Consider the following 17,825-nt stretch of genomic DNA (forward strand, 5'->3'; position numbering starts at 1 on the left):
GTTGCAGCGCCGGGGCGCCCGGACTCGCCGGGCCTGGCCGGCACGACCCTGGCCCGCCGCCGCGGCGCCGTCCAGGCCGCCCCGCGCCGGCGCCGGACGGGCCCGGCCGCGGGGCGTTCCCGGCCCGCGACAATCGCCCCGGTTCGCGGCGCAGGGTCCAGCGCGCTGCTTGAGCCCATGATTCGCGCCTTCGGCGATTTCACCCCAGGCGATCACGCTCTAGTCTTCGCCGCGCCAGTGTCCTGCCCGCGGGACGCGACAAAGGGAGAGGAACCGGCATGTCGGCACAGGAGAGCAAGGGACCGGGGGCGGAGACAGAGGCCAGGGGCGGCCCGCTCGCCGGCATTCGCGTGCTCGACCTCACCGCCGTGGTGCTCGGCCCGCTCGCCACGCAGACGCTCGGCGACTGGGGCGCCGAGGTGATCAAGATCGAGACGATCACCGGCGACCTGGTGCGCAATTCCGGGGTGTTCCGCAACCGAGGCATGGCCTCGGTCTTCCTCGGGGTGAACCGCAACAAGCGCTCGGTGGCGCTCGACCTGAAGACGCCGGAGGGCGCCGATATCCTGCGCCGGCTGATCCCGACCGTCGACGTGCTGGTGACCAACATCCGCCCCGCCGGCATGGCGCGGCTCGGCTTCGGGCCGGAGCAGTGCCGGGCGCTCAACCCGCGCATGGTCTTCGCGGTCGCCACCGGCTTCGGTCAGGACGGGCCGCACCGCGCCCGCCCGGCCTTCGACGAGATCATCCAGGCCGCCTCGGGGCTCGCCGACATCGTCGGGCAGGAGGAGGGGCGGCCGCGCTTCGTGCCCTCCCTCGTCGCCGACAAGATCACGGGCATGGCGCTGGTCTCGGCGGTGCTGGCGGCGCTGCTGCACCGCGAGCGCACCGGCGAGGCGCAGCTCGTCGAGGTGCCGATGCTCGAGACCATGGCCGCCTTCGTCGCCGTCGAGCACCAGGGCGGCCATGCCTTCACCCCGCCGATCGGCGAGCCGGGCTACAAGCGCCTGCAGCACCGCAAGCCGGTGCCGACCCAGGATGGGTGGATGACCCTGCTGCCCTACAGCTCGGCCAATTGGTGCGCCTTCTTCCGGGCGGCGGGGCGGGAGGAGCTGATCGAGCAGCTCTCGGTCGAGGATCCGGTGAAGCGCAACGCCCAGATCGACCGCGTCTATGCCGCCGTCGCCGAGATCGCGCCGGGGCGCACCACCGAGGAATGGCTCGCGCTCTGCGAGGCGCACGACATCCCGGCCACCGCCTTCTCGACCATCGAGGACATGCCGTCGCATCCGCATATCGCGGGCGTCGGCCTGTTCCAGCCGATGCAGCACCCGAGCGAGGGGGAGCTGCGCATGGCCCGGCCGCCGACCCGCTTCGCCGCCACGCCGGCCAGCATCCGCCGGCATCCGCCGCGACTCGGCGAGCATACGGAGGAGGTGCTGGCCGAGCTCGGCTACGGCCCGGAGGAGATCGCCGCCCTGGCGGAGCGCCGCGCGATTCGCCGCGGCTGAACCGCCCGCCCGGCCGGCCCGCCGGTCAGGCTGAACGCCCCTCCCGCGCCGGCGCGCAAGCCTGCCGGGCTCCGCGTCTTGTGCGGGGCCAGGACCGGCCGCGCATGCGGAATCGCACAGCGGAACGGCATGGCACGCGCTATATCGTTTCGATGTCGAGGCGAGCAGCCGGTGGCGGCGGACAGCAGAGGGCTCACATTTCCGTGTTGACAGACCTCACGAATAGTTCAATGTATGAAGCATTGGATTTGAGGTCCCGAATGCTCGCGGCTTCATCTTATGCCCCTGGCATTTCCACCCTGCCGCAAGGCGGCCCGGTCTCGGCGCTCCGCCGGTGCCTGCTGCTCCTGCCCCATTGGATGCAGCCCGGCCGCTACCGTCCGGAACGCCATTACATGCGGGGCGGCAACACCCCTGGCTCGCGCAGCCTCGCCGCCGCGCATGCCCGCATCGCCGGCCGCGGCTGAGGCCGAAGCCGGGCCGGTCCGCCCCTAGGGGAGCCCTGTCCGGCCCGGCGGCGGCGCCGGGTCCGGGCGCAGCCGCGGCGCCCCGCCCGCTGGACGCGCCGCCCGCGCCGGTGGAAGGGTCCGGCCATGTCCATGCCGCCGCCCCTCTCGCCCCGGATCGAGGCGACCGACCCGCCCCCCATCCCCGCCGCCCGCGCCTGGGCGGCGCGCTATGCCGGCGGCGCCGGGCCGGCCATCGACCTGACCCAGGCGGTGCCGGGCTACCCGCCGCCCGCCTCGCTGCTCGATCGGCTGGCCGAGGCCGGCGGCAGCCGCGCCGCCGCCGGCTACGGCCCGATCGACGGCGACCCGGCCCTGCGCGAGGCGCTGGCCGCCGATGCCGCCGCCTTCTACGGCGCGCCGCTCGGCGCCGCCGATGTGGCGATCACCGCCGGCTGCAACCTCGCCTTCGCCATGGCGATGGCGGTGCTGGCGGCGGGCGCCGAGGGCGGCGTCATCCTGCCCACGCCCTGGTACTTCAACCACCGTATGGCGCTGGCGATGCAGGGCATCCCTGCCCTGCCCCTGCCCTGCCGCGCCGAGGACGGCTTCCTCCCCGATCCGGTGCGGCTGGCGCCGCTGCTGGCCGGCGGGGCCCGCGTGCTGGTGCTGGTCACCCCCAACAACCCGACCGGCGCGGTCTATCCCCCGGCGGTGATCGAGGCCTGCGCCGCGCTGTGCCGGCGGCACGGCGCCTGGCTGGTGATCGACGAGACCTATCGCGACTTCCTGCCGGCCGCCGCCCTGCCGCCGCACCGCCTGTTCCAGGACCCGGACTGGCGCGAGGGGGTGGTGCATCTCTACAGCTTCTCCAAGGCCTACTGCATCCCCGGGCACCGGGTCGGCGCGATCCTGGCCGGGCCGCGGATGCGGGCCGGCCTGATGAAGGCGCTCGACACCTGGCAGATCTGCGCCCCGCGGCCGGCCCAGGCGGCGCTCGCTTGGGCGGTGCCGGCCCTGGCCGCCTGGCGCGCCGGCAACCGCGACCTGATGGCCGAGCGCGCCGGGCTGTTCCGCAGGGTGGCGGCGCAGGTGCCCGGCTGGCGGCTGGACGCGCTCGGCGCCTATTTCGCCTATCTCCGGGTGCCGGAGGCCGGGCCCGATGCCATGGCGGTCGCCGAGCGCCTGGCGACCGAGCGCGGCCTCCTCACCCTGCCCGGCCCCTTCTTCGGTCCGGGCCAGGAGCGGCATGTCCGCCTCGCCTTCGCCAATGCCGGGCCGGAGGCGATCGCCGAGGTGCCGGGCCGCCTCGCCGGCTGCTGAGAGGCGGCGCCCCGCCCTCGATGCCGGGCGCAGGACGATCCGGGCTCGGCCCGGAGCGGTGTCGTGCCCCTTCCGCCCGTCAGGCCACCGTCAGGCGGACATCGAGGTTGTTGCGGGTGGCGTTGGAATAGGGGCAGACCTGATGCGCCTGCTCCACCAGCGCCTCGGCCTGCTCCCGCGGCACCCCCGGCAGGCTCACCGCCAGCGCCACCTCGAGCCCGAAGCCGCCCTCGCTGCGCGGGCCGATGCCGACCGTCGCCGTCACCGTCGCATCGTTCGGCACCTTCGCCGTGCCGCCCTGCGCCGCGACAAACTTCATCGCCCCGATGAAGCAGGCCGCATAGCCGGCGGCGAAGAGCTGCTCAGGGTTGTTGCCCGGGCCGCCACCGCCCCCGAGCGCCTTCGGCGTCGAGAGCCGCAGCTCCAGCCCGCCCTCCTCGATCCGCGCCACCCCGTCGCGGCCGCCGGTCGCGGTCGCGCTGGTCCGATATTTCACGTCAACGGACATCGTCGTTCTCCTCCCCGACGACCGCCTGAATGTCCCGCCCCGTCGCCGGGTTGCATGACCGGTCCCGCCTCGCCGGCCAGGCGCCCGCCCCGTGCGTGCCCAGCATTTGTTTCCGGGGCGGCTTCCCCCGATAAGGGGCACCGGGCCGGGCCCCGCCCTGGCCGAGGAGGACCGCCATGACCGCCCGCCGCCGCGCCCAGGAATTCTGCGACCGCTTCGGCCTGCGCCTGCCGATCCTGCAGGCGCCGATGGCCGGGGCCTGCCCGGCGGCCCTCGCCGCCGCCGTCGCCAGTGCCGGCGGCCTCGGCGGCTTCGGCGCGCTGATGTCCTCGCCGGGGCAGATGCGCGACTGGGCGGCGCAATTCCGCGCCGCCAGCAATGGCGGCTTCCAGATCAATCTCTGGATCCCCGATCCCGCCCCGCGGCGCGACCCGGCGCAGGAGGAGCGGGTGCGCGGCGCCCTCGAGGCGCTGGCCGGCCTGCCGGTGCCGGAGCCGGGGCCCGGCCCCTTCGTGCAGGATTTCGCCGCCCAGTGCGAGGCGCTGCTCGAGGCGGGGCCGGCCGTCGCCTCCAGCATCATGGGCCTCTTCCCGCCCGAGATCGCGGCGCGGCTGCGGGAGCGCGGCATCGCCTGGTTCTGCAACGCGACCACCGTGGAGGAGGCGCGCCTCGCCGAGGCCGCCGGCGCCGCCGCCGTGCTGGCGCAGGGGGCCGAGGCCGGCGGCCATCGCGGCAGCTTCGAGGATGCGGCGGCGGAGCGCTCGCAGATCGGCCTCTTCGCCCTGCTGCCGCAGATGGCCGATGCGGTGCGCATCCCAGTCATCGCCACCGGCGGCATCATGGACGGGCGCGGCATCGCCGCGGCGCTGACCCTCGGCGCCAGCGCGGTGCAGATGGGCACCGGCTTCCTGCGCTGCCCGGAGGCCGGCATCCACCCGGCCTGGCGCGACGCCCTGCCGCGCACCCGGCCCGAGGACACCGTGCCGACCCGCGGCTTCTCCGGCCGGCTCGGCCGCGGCATCCGCAACCAGGTGACCGAGCTGTTCGGCGAGGCGCTGGCGCCGGCGCCCTATCCCGTGCAGCGGGCGCTGATGGTCAAGGTGCGGGCGGCGGCCGAGGCGGCGGGCGAGCTCGGCCGCATGCAGGCCTGGGCCGGCCAGGGCGCGGCCCTGGCCGCGGCGGAGCCGGCGGGCGCGCTGGTCCGGCGCCTCTGGGCGGAGGCGGAGGCGCTGCTGCCCTGAGGCGCGCGGCGCGGGCCGGGCGCGGGCGGGGCGCCCCGCCCCTTGCGCCGCCCGGCCCGGCGCGGCAAGGCTGCGGCCAGGGAGGGACGCCGGCCGCACCACGCCAGGACCGGGAACACCGTCATGCTCCGTCGAACCCTGCTCACCGGCGCCGCCAGCGCCGTCTTCGCGCCGGCACTGGCGCAATCCCCCGCGGCGAAGCTGCTGCGCTACGTGCCGCAATCCGACCTCACCGTCCTCGATCCCGTCTTCACCACCGCCTACATCACCCGCCACCACGCGCTCATGGTCTATGACCAGCTCTACGGGCTGGATGCGCAATTGCGGCCGCAGCCGCAGATGGTCGAAGGCCATGCGGTGGAGGAGGATGGGCTGCTCTGGCGGTTCCGCCTGCGCGAGGGGCTGCGCTTCCACGATGGCGAGCCGGTGCGCGGGCGCGACTGCATCGCCTCCCTCCGCCGCTGGGCGCAGCGGGACGGTCTGGGCCAGGTGCTGCTCGCCCGCACCGCCGAGATGACGGCGCCCGACGACCGCAGCTTCGCCATCCGTCTCACCCGCCGCTTCGGCCCGATGCTGGAGACCCTGGCGAAGATCGGCCCCAGCGCCCTGTTCATCATGCCGGAGCGGATCGCGGCGACCGATCCCAACACCCAGATCCGCGAGACCATCGGCAGCGGCCCCTTCCGCTTCAAGGCGGATGAGCGGGTGGTGGGCGCGAAGGTGGTCTATGAGCGCAACCCGGACTACCGGCCGCGGCCGGAGCCGCCGAGCTGGGCCGCGGGCGGCAAGCAGGTCTTCTTCGACCGGGTCGAATGGACGGTGATGCCCGATCCCGGCACCGCCGCGGCGGCGCTGCAGAGCGGCGAGGTGGACTGGTGGGAGAACCCGCCGAACGACCTCGCCCCGATGCTGAAGCGGGCGCGGGAGGTGGTGATCAAGCGCGGCAGCCCGCTCGGCACCATCGGCACCGGCATCTTCAACACCCTGCACCCGCCCTTCGACAAGCCGGCGATCCGCCGCGCCGTGCTGCGGGCGATGAGCCAGGAGGATTTCATGAGCGCCGCGGCCGGCGCCGACCCGTCGCTCTGGAACGCGAAGGCCGGGGTCTTCACCCCCGGCACGCCGCTCGCCAGCGAGGTCGGGATCGAGGCGATCACCGGCCCGCGCGACCTCGCCCGCTCGCGCCGCGAGCTGCAGGCGGCGGGCTACAAGGGCGAGACGGTGGTGCTCCTCGCCCCCTCCGACCAGCCGGCGCTCTCGGCGCTCTCCGAGGTGCAGCTCGACCTCTTCAAGAAGCTCGGCATGGCGGTGGACTACCGCGTCTCCGACTGGGGCACGCTGGTGCAGCGGCGGTCGAGCCGCGAGCCGGTGGAGAAGGGCGGCTGGAGCATGTTCCACACCACCTGGAACGGCCTCGACGGCGTCAATCCGGGCGTCATGACCTGGCTGCGCGCCAACGGCGCGAAGGCCTGGTTCGGCTGGCCGGAGGTGCCGCGGCTGGACGCGCTGCGGGAGGCCTGGTTCGACGCCCCCGACCTCGCCGGGCAGCAGGCGATCGCCGCCGACATCCAGCGCGCGGTCTTCGAGGAGGCGCCCTACCTGCCGACGGGGCAGTATTTCGCCAACACCGCCTACCGCAAGTCGATCAGCGAGCCGATCTCCGAGGTCCTCGCCTTCTGGGGCGTGAAGCGGGTATAGGGCGAAGGGCCGGCGGCGGCTCAGGCCGCCGGGTCCTCGGAAACGCAATCCGCCAGCCCCGGCATGGGCCGGCCGGCGCGGATCGGCAGGCAGGCCTCGGGCGGCACGGCGAGGAAGGCGACGCCGCGGTCCTGCCAGGTGCCGAGCACCCGGTCGAGATGCCGCATGGCGCCGTTCGGCAGGTCGTGCAGCACCATCAGCACCGGCGCCGTCGCCGCGGCCTGCTGCGCCAGCGCCCGCTCCGGCCAGCCCTCGGGATCGGCGAAGTCACGCGGGATGGCGTTCCAGAGCACGACGGTATGGCCCCCGGCCTGCAGGTGCCGCGCCGCCGAGCGGTTCAGCAGATGCGGCCCGAGCGCGCCGCCGCCGCCATTCGGGCGGAACAGCCGCTCCGGCTCGCGCAACGGCCCGAGCAGATCGTCGCAGCGCGCGATCTCGGCGACCGCCTCGGCGCCGCCGCGCCGGCCGAGCGGCGTGCCATGGCTGAGCGTGTGGTTGCCGACCGGGAAGCCCTCGGCCCGGGCCCGTTCGGCCACCGCCCGCGCCCGGGGATCGTGCAGTTTCTCGCCGACGACGAAGAAGGTCGCCGGGATCCGGCGCCGGCGCAGGGTGTCGAGCACCCCGGGCGTGACCTCCGGCTCCGGCCCGTTGTCGAAGGTGAGGCAGAGGGGCTGCATGCGGGCGGCTCCGGCAGGGCGGTGGTGGGATGCCGCCCGGGCGGCGGGGCGCGGCGCGGCGGCTTCCGCCCCTGCGCCGGCCCCGGCCCCGGCCCCGGCGTCACTGGCCGTAGGGCGGCGCCACCCCATCGTAGTCGATGGTGAGGGTGACCTGCACCTCGCCATGCTGCCCCTCGTAGCGGCGCGGCCGGCCATCCGCCGCCGCCACCCAGAGCCGGCCGGGCGCCTCCGAGCTGCTGCCCTCCCCGGTCCCCGGCAGCACCTGGCGGAAGCTGTAGAGCCGGACCGCGGCGCCACCGATCTCCCCCCCGGCCTCCTCGTGGCAGTCCTGCGGCGGATAGGCGACGAGGCCGGCGCCGAGCGCCTGGCGCTCGGCGGCGGTCATCGGCAGCTTCACCCAGCGGCCGGCCGCCGGCGAGTTGGCATAGACCACGTCGCCGAGGACGAACCGCTCCTGCCGCACCGGCCGCCGCCGCCCGGGCGTCTGCACCGTGAGCAGGGAGTGGAATTGCTCGGCCGCGCCGAGCGCCTGCATGGCGGCGGTGATCGCCGCGCAGTCCGCCTCCGTTGCCCGCGCCGCGCCGGGCAGCAGGGCGGCCAGGACAAGCCCGGCCAGCGCCGCCGCCGGCCGGACCCGAGCCGGGGCACGGCTCGGCGCCGTGCCCCCCGCCCCGCGGCCCGTGCCCGGCGCCATCGCCGCGGCCCTCAGCGGAGGGCCTGCTGCGCCCGCTGGCGCAGGGCGAAGACCCAGACGACGCCGCCCTGCGGCACGTCGCTCTTGAAGCGGACCGGATCGATGTTCTTCAGCGAATCCTGCATGCGCTGCGCATCGACGCCCCAGCCCGACTGCACGGCGATGTACTGCGTGCCGTCCACCTCGAAGGAGCTCGGCACGCCGGTGACGCCGGAGTTGGTGCGGATCTGCCAGAGCACCTTGCCCGACTTGGCGTCGAAGGCGCGGAACATCCGGTCATTGGTCCCGCCCATGAAGACCAGGCCGCCGCCGGTCGTCAGCACCGGGCCCCAGAGCTGGGAGTCCTTGAAGGGATGCGACCAGACCTTCTTGTTGGTCGAGAGGTCCCAGGCCTGCAGCTCGCCGATATGGTCGGCGCCCGGCCGCAGGCTCATGCCGATATCCTCGAGCCCGGCGCCGAGGAAGAGCTGGCCGGGCACGTGGTCCATCCGGTGCCCGGTCAGGGAGCCGCAGAGATTCTCGTTGGCCGGGACGTAGAGCAGCTTGGTCTGCGGGTTGTAGGCCGCCGGCGGCCAGTCCTTGCCGCCCCAGAGCGAGGGGCAGAACTCCACCTTCTGGTCGAGCCGCGGCTTGCGGTTCTCGTTGTAGACGGGCCGCCCGGTCTCGGGGTCGAGCTTGGCGAAGACGTCCTGCTGCACGAAGGGGATGCCGGAGACGAAGCGGATGCTGTCGGCGCGCCGCTCGAGCTGCCAGAGATAGCCGTCGCGCGCCGGATGCACGAGCGAGGGGATGCTGCGGCCGTTGTGCTCGACATTGATCAGGATCGGCGCCGAGACCTCGTCCCAGTCCCAGCTGTCGTTCCAGTGGTACTGGTGGTGGTTGCGGATCTTGCCGTCATCCGGGTTGATCGCCACCACCGAGGAGGTGTGGAGGTTGTCGCCCGGGCGCGCATCGCCCATCCAGGGCGCGGCGTTGCCGGTGCCCCAATAGGCCAGGTTGAGCTGCGGGTCGTAGGAGCCGGTGATCCAGATCGAGCCGCCGCCGGTCTGCCAGCCGCCCTGCTTCCAGGTGTCGTGGCCGGGCTCGCCCGGGCCGGGGATGGTGTAGGTGCGCCAGGCCTCCTTGCCGCTGTCGGCATCGAAGCCGGCGACGAAGCCGCGCACGCCGAACTCGCCGCCGGAGCCGCCGACCATGACCTTGCCGCGGGCGACCAGCGGCGCCAGCGTCATGTAGTGGCCCTTCTGGTAGTCCTCGACCTTCTGCGCCCAGACCTCCTTGCCGGTCTTGGCGTCGAGCGCGACGAGGAAGCAATCCACGGTCGCGACATAGACGCGGTCGCCGTAGAGGGCGACGCCGCGGTTGGTCGGGTGCAGCTGCGTCAGGTCCTCGGGCAGCTCGCGCCGGTAGCGCCAGAGCACGTCGCCGGTGCGGGCATCGAGGGCGATGACCTGCGCCTGCGGCGTGGTGACGTACATCACGCCGTCATTGACGATCGGCGGCGACTGGTGGCCCTCGATCACCCCGGTCGAGAAGGTCCAGACCGGCACCAGCTCGGCGACGTTGCCGGCATTGACCTGATCGAGCGGGCTGAAGGCCTGGCCGTCATAGGTGCGGCGGTACATGAGCCAGTTGCGCGCCTCGGGATTGGCCAGGCGCTGGTCGGTGACCGGGGTGAAGCCCGGCGCCTTGCGCTCCTCCTGGGTGCCAGCGGGGCGCTGCGCCGGCGCGGTCGGCGGCGCGACGGGCGTCGCCGCGTTGCCCTGCGTGGACTGCGCCTTCTGCGCCAGCGCGGCCGCGCCCAGGGCGCCGGAGGCGACCGCGGCCAGCAGCATGGTCTTGAGCATGCGTTTTGCCATTCTCTTTCCCTCCCAAACCCGCATCGCCGCCGCATCGCGGCGCAGACCCGGCAATCCCCCCGACCATCCGCCGCGGCGCGGCGGCCGGCCCCTTCAGCCCGGCTGCGGCGCGCCGACCCGCCCGACGAAGCGCCCGCCGACGACGAGGAGACCGTTCTCGACCCGCACCGGCAGGGCGGCGAGCGGGCGCAGCGCCGGGCCGTTCACCACCTGCCCGGACCGGCGCGGATCGAATTCCGAGCCATGGCAGGGGCAATGCAGCGCCCGCTTCTCCGGCAGCCAGACCGAGACCGGGCATTGCTGATGCGTGCAGACGGCCGAATAGGCGACGACGCCCTCGGCCGCGCGCTTGCGCGTCGTCTCGTCGAGCTCCGCGGGATCGAGGCGGATCAGCAGCACCTGGTTGAGGCGCGAGCCATTCCGCACCGTGCCGCTGCCGGGCTGCATGGCCCAGGCCAGCACCTGATCGCCATTCGGCTCCAGATCGCCCGGCGCGAGGGGCTTCGCGTCCTTCTCGGCATCGGCGAGGATCAGCTGGTCGCCCGGCTCGGGCCGCGCCCGCGCCGCGGCGTCGCCCGACGGGCTTCCCGATTGGGCCGCCGCCTCGTTGCAGCAGACCGCGGCCATCGCCGCCGCGACGCCGCCGAGGACGACCTCGCGCCTTGCCACGGCCGGGCGGTCCTTCCCGCCGGCCTCTTCGCCCGCCAGATCCTCGGACGGCATGAGTTCTCGTTCGCGGGCGCCGGGCACCCGCGTTCTGGACGTTCCTCGAAGCATCGTCGATTTATCGACCTCGACACTATTTGGGCGTTGCGACGCCGTCGCCATCACCACCGGGAGGATGAACCGCGGGGGGCCGCGCACCCGCATCACGATCCGGCGATTTCAGGAAATCCCGGCCGGGCATCCGGGAAACTTCGCCGGACAGGACGGGAGCGGCGCGTCCCGTCCGGCGGCCCTCAGCCTTCGTTCACCTGGATCATCTCGCGCACCCGCGGATAGACCTGCTGCGCCCAGCGCCGGCCGCTGAAGACGCCGTAATGCCCGACGCCGGTCTGCAGGTGGTGCCGCTTCATCGTCACCGGCACGCCGCGGCAGAGATCGAGCGCGGCCATGGTCTGCCCGATGGCGCAGATATCGTCCTTCTCGCCCTCGACGGTGAGGATCGCGGTGCGGCGGATCGCCTCCGGCCGCACCCGCCGCCCCCGCCAGACGAGCTGGCCGAGCGGCAGGGCATGCGCCTGGAAGATGCGGTGCACGGTCTCGAGATAGAACTCGGCCGGCAGGTCCATCACCGCCAGGTACTCGTCGTAGAAGCGGCGATGCAGGGCGGCGCGCTCCGCATCGCCATCGTGCAGCGCCCAGAACTGGTCCCGATGCGCCCGCAGGTGCCGCTCGAGATTCATGCTCATGAAGGCGCTGAGCTGCACCGCCCCGGGATAGACGCGCCGGCCGCCGCCGCGGTGCCGCCAGGGCACGGTGGAGATCAGGCGCCGCTCGAACCACTCGATCGGCTTCGACCGGGCGAGCGCGTTCACCCGGGTCGGCCGGACCCGCGTGTCGATCGGCCCGGCGAGGAGCGCCATGCTGCGCGGCGAGCAGGGATCGTGCTCCTCGGCCATCAGCGCGGCCGCGGCCAGCACCGCGACCACCGGCTGGCAGACCGCGAGCACATGCGCGCCGCGGCCGATGGCGCGCAGGAACTCCATGACATGCGCGGTGAACTCGTCGAGGCCGAAGCGCCCGGCGGCGAGCGGCACGTCGCGGGCATTGTGCCAGTCGGTGATGTAGACGTCGTGGTCCTGCAGCAGCACCTGGACGGTGTTGCGCAGCAGGGTGGCGAAATGCCCCGACATCGGCGCCACCACCAGCACGCGCGGCAGGCGGATCTCCACATCCTTGCGGAAATGCAGCAGGGTGGCGAAGGGGGTCGCGTGCACCGCCACCTCCTCCACCTCGACCATGCGGTTGCCGACGCGCACCGGGCCGATCGCGAAGGCCGGCCGCGCATGGGTGATCCCGGCATGGCCGAACACCTCGAGCGCCGCGCGCAGCGGCCGCGCCGGGTAGAAGGCGGGATGCGCCTCGAGCAGCCCGAGCACGCCGCCCTGGCCGCGGGCCAGGCGCCGCATCGGGGTCAGCAGGTCCTGGCTGGCCTGCAGCATCTGGTAGATCATCCGGACTGCCTGCTCCTGCCCGCCCGGCGGCGGCCTCTCGCATCGTGGCAGCGTGCCACCTTTTCGCAACTGCGAATGCGCTGCTAGGCTCGGCCCTCCAGCACTCGTGGAGGATGCGATGGCCGTGCCGAGCCGCCGCAGGACCGGGCCGGCCGAAATGGCCACCGGGATGGCCACCCTGCGCATCAGCAGCCGCAACTACTCCTCGTGGTCCATGCGCGGCTGGCTGCTCTGCCGCATGTCGGGCCTGCCCTTCGAGACCGAGGTGGTCTCGCCCGAGGATCCCGACAGCCGGGCCGAGCTGCTGCTGCAATCCTCCTCCATCCGCATCCCGACGCTGCGCCATGCGGGCGCCGAGCTCTGGGACACGCTGGCCATCGCCGAATACCTGAACGAGCTGGTGCCGGAGGCCGGCATGATGCCGGAGGAGCGGCTGGCGCGCGCCCGTTGCCGCGCCATCAGCGGCGAGATGCATGCCGGCTTCGCGGCGCTGCGCTCCACCCTGCCGATGAACCTGCGCGCCGTGGTGCCGAATTTCACGCTCTGGTCCGGCGCCCGGGCCGACATCGCCCGCATCCTCCAGATCTGGACCGACTGCCTGGAGCGCTGGGGCGGCCCGTGGCTGCTCGGCGAGCGGCGCAGCGTCGCCGATGCCATGTACGCGCCCGTCGTCACCCGCTTCCGCAGCTACGACGTCGCCCTGGCGGGGCATTGCGAGGACTATGCGCGCAGCATCCTCGCCTGGCCCGACGTCGCCGAATGGATCGAGGCGGCGAAGCGGGAGCCGGAGCCGCCGATCGCCGAGCTCGACCTCGAGGCGGAGTTCTGATCCCCGGCGCACGGTGTTCCGACCTACGGCCCGCAGGGCCGAGCGCCCAAATGGGCGCCGCCGCAAATGCGGCGCAGCCAAGCAAACCGAAGGTTTGCGCCCGGCGTCTGAGGGACAGGAGGGTGAAACCGCCCTGCGCGCGGGATGAAGGGGATCAGCCGGCCCTCGTCCAGGGCGTCGGCGCCGGCACCGCGCAGGGGCCCTCGGCATCGGCGGTGCCGAAATCCGCCGGCGAGACCACCTCGAGATACTCCATGTCCGGCGAGTAGTCGTAGAGGTAGTGCACGATGCCGGGGCGCTGGTGCACGCAGTCGCCCGCCTCGACCAGCGTCTCCCTGTCCTCGTACATGAACTTGGCCCAGCCCTTGGTCATCAGCACCATGTGCCATTCGGCGATGTGCCGGTGCCAGCCCGTGCCCGCCTCGGGCGGCATGTTGGCCTTAACGAGCTGGGCGATGACCCGGCCGCCCGTCGCATCGGCCATGCCGAGGTCGCGGTAGAGGAAGAAGTCGCGCAATCCGTCGCTGCGCCAGGGCGTGTCGCCCGGCTTGACGTGCGAGAACAGCGAGACGACAGGTTTGTCGAGCATCGGGCGCAGTCCGGACTGGCCAGCCGCCTTTCGGGGCTGGCGGGTTGGGTCACGGCCGGTGCGGCGCCTCCCGATCGGGCGATGGCGGCCCGATGGCACCGGCAGCGTGGCATACTCCCTCGCGCTGCGGCAAGCGGCTCGAGCCCGCGGCGCGCCGTCCGGGCGCCCGGCTTGGCTAATCCTCGCGCAGCATGGCGCGGCGGATCGGCGCGCCGATCCCGGGCGGCTGCGGCGGCGCATAGGTCAGCCCGGCCATGGCCGCGAGGCGCGGCAGGCCGCCCTCCTCCCGCAGGCGGTCGAGCGCGGCATCCACCGCCTCGACCAGCGGCGCGGCGGTCGAGAGGGCGACGAAGCCGGCATTGAAGCCGATCGGGTGCCGATAGGCCGCGAGGCGGAGCGGCGTCTGCGGATGCGCCGCCCGCCAGGCATCGAAGCGGTGGGTCTCGACCAGCGCCGCCTCGGTCTCGCCACGCTCCAGCGCCTCGAACAGCGCCGCCCCGGCCGGCGCATGCACCACCGTGTCGAGCAGCAGCCCATCCTGATAGGCGGTCAGGATGGCATCGGCGAAGGTCCGCTCCTCGACCCCGAGCCGGCGGCCGCGCAGCTCGGCGAGCTGCCGGATCTCGAGCTCCCCGGCCGCCGGGCCGGTCACCAGGGCGAGCGTGTCGCGGCGATAGGGATGCGTCGGGACCAGCCGGCCGAGCGTCACCCAGCGGCGCCGGTCCTCCGGCCGCGCCCCGGCGAAATCCGGCAGCCGGCCGCGCTCCGAGGCCGGCGGCGCCAGGCTGCGCTCGGTCAGCGGATAGCCGCCGACCAGGTCGCAGCGCCCATCGGCCAGCAGCGCGTTCACCTGCCGCGCCGGGCTGCTGTCGGGATCGGTCTCGGTCTCGAACCATTGCAGGGCGAGCGGCCGGCCGAGCCGGGCGGCGACCGCGCGCGCCACCGCGAGGTCGAAGCCGCTGCCGCCGCCCGCCTGCCGCGAGAGCGGCGGCACCGCCGCCTCGAGGCAGACGGTGAGCGCGGGCGCCGCCGCGGCGGCGCCGGGCGCGAGGGCGGCGAGGCCGAGCAGCAGCGCCGCGGCCCGGCGCCTCACGACTTCCCCCCGGTCAGCACATAGGCCCAGATCCGCTCGATCTCCTCGGCCTGCAGCATGTCGCCCCAGGCCGGCATGGTGTTCTTGCCCTTGGTCACCGAGGTCAGGAACCGGGCCTTGTCGTCCTGCGGGAAGCGCCGCAGGTCGAAGGAGGAGTTGCCCGGATTGACCATCCGGATGCCGTGGCAATGCGAGCAGTGCCGCGCGTAGAGCCGGCGGCCCTCCACGGCCATCTCGGCCGGGGGCGCCTCCTCCGCCGCCGTCGCGGTCCCGCCCGCGACCCCGACCATCCATCCGACGCCGAGGCCGAGCAGGGCCACGACGCACCACTGTGCAGACGACATCTCACCACCCCGAAGCCGGCTGAAGGATGCGGGGCGGCGCTGCGGCCGCCCCGCGACGGCAGGTTGCGCCGCGGCGGCCTGCGTCCCGGACGGAACGCCGATCCGCGGCGGCGCCGGATCTCGCCTCCGGGTCTTCGCCCGTCCGCGATCCGGCTGGAGCATCGTCATCCGTTCCCGTATTTCCACTGGACCGCAATCTGCTCCAGCGCTGCAGCGTCTAGCGCTGCAGCGCGAAGACCCAGAGCGAGCCGCCCGCCGGGACCGAGGCCAGGCGCTCGTCGCCCGAGAAGATGGCATAGACGCCGCCGATCCCGACCGAGACCGCGACATACTGCGTGCCGTCCTGCTCCCAGGTGACGGGCTGGCCCTCGATCCCCGAGCCGGTCTGGAACTGCCAGAGCTTCTCGCCGGTCTCGGCGTCGAAGGCCTCGAACTCGCCGGTCAGCTTGCCGGTGAAGACGACGCCGCCGGCGGTCGAGAGGGTGCCGGCGAAGCGCGGGATGTCGGAGGGCGCCTCCCATTTCGACTTGCCGGTCGCCGGGTCGATCGCCTTGAGGTAGCCGCGCGGGCCCTGCGGCCAGACCCATTCGATGTCGGCGCCCCAATAGGTCGCGCCGGCCCGGTACTCCTCGCGGGTCGGCGTGTACTTCATGCCGATGTCGAGGGTGTTGGCGTAGACCAGCCCGGTCTTCGGGCTGAAGGAGGTCGGGCTCCAATTCTTCGAGCCGAGGGTGCTCGGCCAGACCTCGACCGTCTTCTCGGTGGCCCGCAGGTTCTGCGTCACCTCGGAATCGATGGGCCGGCCGGTCTTGGCGTCGATGCCGTCCGCCCAGGTCACCTTCTTGCCGTACTGGTTGGCGGCGAGCAGCTTGCCGTCGGTGCGGTCGAGCACGTAGAAAAAGCCGTTGCGGTTGGCGTTCATCAGCGCCTTGACCGGCTTGCCGTTCACCGGGATGTCGGCCAGCACCATCTCCGCCACGCTGTCGTAGTCGAAGAAGTCGTTCGGCGAGAATTGGTAGTGCCACTTGATCTTGCCGGTCTTCGGGTCGAGCGCCACGACCGAGCAGGTGTAGAGGTTGTCGCCCTTGCGGGTGTTGGAGTTCCAGGAGCCGGCATTGCCGGTGCCCCAGTAGACCGTGTTGAGCGCCGGGTCGTAGGAGCCGGTGATCCAGGTCGAGCCGCCGCCGCGCTTCCAGGTGTCGCCCGGCCAGGTCTCCGCCCCCGGCTCGCCCTCCCCGGCCGTGGTGTAGGTGCGCCAGAGATGCTTGCCGGTCGCCGGGTCCCAGCCATCGATGAAGCCGCGGATGCCGTATTCGGCGCCGGAGATGCCGGTGATCACCACGCCGTCGGCGACCAGCGGCGCCACGGTCTGGGAGTAGCCGGCCTTCCAGTCGATGACGTTGGAGCGCCAGAGCTCCTTGCCGGTCTTCATGTCGAGCGCGACGACATTGGCGTCGAGCGTGGTGCGGAAGAGCTTGCCGTCATAGAGCGCGGCGCCGCGGTTGATGATGCCGCAGCAGACGATGCGCGGCGTCTCCGGCGGATACTCGATCTTCGATTTCCAGATCTGCCGCCCGGTCTTGGCGTCCACCGCCATGGTGGCGCTGTGCGTGGTGACGTAGAGCACGCCGTCATAGACGAGCGGCTGCGATTCCTGGGCGCGGTTGTCGTCGTAGCTGTAGTTCCAGACCGGCACCAGCCGCTTCACCGACTGCTTGTCGATCTGTGCCAGCGGGCTGTAGCGCTGCAGGTCGTAGCTCATGCCGTAATTCAGCACGTTCTTCGTATCGGCCGCGCCGCGCTGCAGCTCGGCGGCGGATTGCGCCAGGCCCGCCGCCGGCGCCAGGGCGGTGAGCATGGCGGCAAGCGCGGCTGCCCCCAGGATCCCTTTCATTCTTGGTCCTCCTCTCCCCCCCGATGCGTCTGCCTTGCCTGGCCGCGGCCAGGAGCCACCGCCGGGCTCGGGGCCCCGGAGGCGGCGCGGCAATGGGGCGGGAGGGGCTGCGGACCCCGCGGCGTGGCGAGGACAGGCGCGGGAGGGGCCATGGCGGGACGAGGCGGCCGGCCCGGCCGCGCCGCCCGGACGACCCCGGCCCGGAACGCCTCTCTCCCGCGGCCTGCCCTGACGGCAGCGCCGATCGGCCCGCGGCCCTCGCCCCCCCCTGCCTGTGGCCGGTTGTCCTGATCCCCAGGCCTGTCATTCCCGAAAAGCAGGAATGCAATTCCTGGCACGCGGCCCGTGGGAAGGGAACCGGGAAACACCGGCCTGGACGGCCTGGAGCGGGCCCCGATGCAGGTGCCGCCTGCGCTCCCCCGCGCAGCCTGCAAGGCTCGTCCGCAGGCATGCGGAACCCGCCGGGATCAGGCCATGGCGGGATGGCGGCGCGGCCGCGGCCTCGTCACCCGATCAGCTCGGGCCGCCGGACCCGGATCCGCCCTGGAGCCCGTGCCGCCGCAACTCGGCGCCGAGCCGCCCGGTGGCGGCGAGCCAGGCGAGGCGAAGATCGCCGCGCAGCGACCAGACGGGGTGGCGGAAGCTCGCCGGCCGGTTGCGCTCGACGCGGAGGTGCGAGATCCAGGCGCAGCCATAGCCGAGGACCGGGGCGAGCAGCAGCAGCCACCAGGGCCCGTGCAGCAGCCCGGCCAGCAGCAGCAGCACGCCGCCCCAGGTGCCGGCGATGTGGAGCGCGCGCGTCGCCGGCTGCGCATGCTCGCGCAGATAGAAGGGCCAGAAGGCGGCGAAACTCCCGAAGCGCTCGGCCATGGACGCGGAAGGTGGATGCCCGGCCGGGCCGGGGCAAGGCCCGGGCGTGCTCCGCGGTCGCGGGAGTTTCGCTTC

Annotated in this window: 16 protein-coding genes; 5 read left to right on the forward strand and 11 right to left on the reverse strand. The window is 73.4% G+C overall.

Annotated elements, in window-relative coordinates:
* The first annotated feature begins 278 nt into the window (after window positions 1-278).
* Together DOO78_RS10690 and DOO78_RS10700 are read left to right on the forward strand one after the other, a co-directional pair.
* Window positions 279-1,511, forward strand: coding sequence for a CaiB/BaiF CoA transferase family protein (locus DOO78_RS10690; RefSeq protein ID WP_111469755.1), 1,233 nt, complete (start codon window positions 279-281; stop codon window positions 1,509-1,511).
* A 593-nt stretch (window positions 1,512-2,104) separates the two neighbouring features.
* Window positions 2,105-3,280 carry an aminotransferase gene (locus DOO78_RS10700; RefSeq protein ID WP_243634502.1) on the forward strand — a complete coding sequence of 392 codons (1,176 nt, stop codon included), beginning with the start codon at window positions 2,105-2,107 and terminating at the stop codon, window positions 3,278-3,280.
* A 79-nt stretch (window positions 3,281-3,359) separates the two neighbouring features.
* Here DOO78_RS10700 and DOO78_RS10705 read toward each other — a convergent pair whose 3' ends face one another.
* The gene (locus DOO78_RS10705) at window positions 3,360-3,788 is read right to left on the reverse strand and encodes an organic hydroperoxide resistance protein (protein ID WP_111469757.1); all 429 of its coding nucleotides are present in this window, start codon (window positions 3,786-3,788) and stop codon (window positions 3,360-3,362) included.
* A gap of 176 nt (window positions 3,789-3,964) precedes the next feature.
* Between DOO78_RS10705 and DOO78_RS10710 the strand changes: the two genes are divergently transcribed.
* Together DOO78_RS10710 and DOO78_RS10715 are read left to right on the forward strand one after the other, a co-directional pair.
* Window positions 3,965-5,029 carry an NAD(P)H-dependent flavin oxidoreductase gene (locus DOO78_RS10710; protein WP_111469758.1) on the forward strand — a complete coding sequence of 355 codons (1,065 nt, stop codon included), beginning with the start codon at window positions 3,965-3,967 and terminating at the stop codon, window positions 5,027-5,029.
* Window positions 5,030-5,152: 123 nt separating this feature from the next.
* Window positions 5,153-6,727: an ABC transporter substrate-binding protein gene (locus DOO78_RS10715; RefSeq protein ID WP_111469759.1), complete on the forward strand. Its 1,575-nt coding sequence runs from the start codon at window positions 5,153-5,155 to the stop codon at window positions 6,725-6,727.
* A gap of 20 nt (window positions 6,728-6,747) precedes the next feature.
* Here the strand turns inward: DOO78_RS10715 and DOO78_RS10720 are convergent, their stop codons facing one another.
* The 5 genes from DOO78_RS10720 to DOO78_RS10740 all read right to left on the reverse strand — a co-directional run bounded on the left by DOO78_RS10720 (window position 6,748) and on the right by DOO78_RS10740 (window position 12,131).
* Window positions 6,748-7,404, reverse strand: a complete 657-nt coding sequence (locus tag DOO78_RS10720; protein ID WP_111469760.1) for a polysaccharide deacetylase family protein — start codon at window positions 7,402-7,404, stop codon at window positions 6,748-6,750.
* Between the two features lie 100 nt (window positions 7,405-7,504).
* Window positions 7,505-8,098, reverse strand: a complete 594-nt coding sequence (locus DOO78_RS10725) for a hypothetical protein (RefSeq protein ID WP_111469761.1) — start codon at window positions 8,096-8,098, stop codon at window positions 7,505-7,507.
* A gap of 11 nt (window positions 8,099-8,109) precedes the next feature.
* Window positions 8,110-9,954: a methanol/ethanol family PQQ-dependent dehydrogenase gene (locus DOO78_RS10730; RefSeq protein ID WP_207802859.1), complete on the reverse strand. Its 1,845-nt coding sequence runs from the start codon at window positions 9,952-9,954 to the stop codon at window positions 8,110-8,112.
* 93 nt (window positions 9,955-10,047) lie between these two features.
* On the reverse strand, window positions 10,048-10,623 hold the full coding sequence (locus tag DOO78_RS10735; RefSeq protein WP_207802860.1) for a QcrA and Rieske domain-containing protein: 576 nt from the start codon (window positions 10,621-10,623) through the stop codon (window positions 10,048-10,050).
* A 290-nt stretch (window positions 10,624-10,913) separates the two neighbouring features.
* A complete protein-coding gene (locus DOO78_RS10740) occupies window positions 10,914-12,131 on the reverse strand; it encodes a polyhydroxyalkanoate depolymerase (RefSeq protein ID WP_111469762.1) in 1,218 nt (405 codons plus the stop codon).
* A 169-nt stretch (window positions 12,132-12,300) separates the two neighbouring features.
* On the opposite strand from DOO78_RS10740, the gene DOO78_RS10745 reads away from it, so the two are divergent.
* Window positions 12,301-12,960 carry a glutathione S-transferase gene (locus DOO78_RS10745; protein WP_111469881.1) on the forward strand — a complete coding sequence of 220 codons (660 nt, stop codon included), beginning with the start codon at window positions 12,301-12,303 and terminating at the stop codon, window positions 12,958-12,960.
* A gap of 154 nt (window positions 12,961-13,114) precedes the next feature.
* On the opposite strand, the gene DOO78_RS10750 is transcribed toward DOO78_RS10745, so the two are convergent.
* The 5 genes from DOO78_RS10750 to DOO78_RS10770 all read right to left on the reverse strand — a co-directional run bounded on the left by DOO78_RS10750 (window position 13,115) and on the right by DOO78_RS10770 (window position 17,750).
* Complete coding sequence (locus DOO78_RS10750) at window positions 13,115-13,549, reverse strand: cupin domain-containing protein (RefSeq protein WP_111469763.1); 435 nt, start codon at window positions 13,547-13,549, stop codon at window positions 13,115-13,117.
* A gap of 175 nt (window positions 13,550-13,724) precedes the next feature.
* Entirely contained in the window at window positions 13,725-14,642 is a 918-nt protein-coding gene (locus tag DOO78_RS10755; protein ID WP_123060017.1) for a substrate-binding periplasmic protein, read from the reverse strand.
* On the reverse strand, window positions 14,639-14,986 hold the full coding sequence (locus DOO78_RS27455) for a c-type cytochrome (RefSeq protein WP_165838829.1): 348 nt from the start codon (window positions 14,984-14,986) through the stop codon (window positions 14,639-14,641). Before DOO78_RS27455 ends, DOO78_RS10755 begins: the two co-directional genes overlap by 4 nt.
* Before the next feature lie 217 nt (window positions 14,987-15,203).
* Window positions 15,204-16,880, reverse strand: a complete 1,677-nt coding sequence (locus tag DOO78_RS10765) for a methanol/ethanol family PQQ-dependent dehydrogenase (RefSeq protein WP_207802861.1) — start codon at window positions 16,878-16,880, stop codon at window positions 15,204-15,206.
* Window positions 16,881-17,393: 513 nt separating this feature from the next.
* On the reverse strand, window positions 17,394-17,750 hold the full coding sequence (locus DOO78_RS10770) for a DUF962 domain-containing protein (protein WP_111469766.1): 357 nt from the start codon (window positions 17,748-17,750) through the stop codon (window positions 17,394-17,396).
* Window positions 17,751-17,825 lie beyond the last annotated feature (75 nt).

Source organism: Roseicella frigidaeris (genome assembly GCF_003258945.1).
In the GTDB taxonomy this organism is placed as follows: Bacteria; Pseudomonadota; Alphaproteobacteria; order Acetobacterales; family Acetobacteraceae; genus Paracraurococcus; species Paracraurococcus frigidaeris.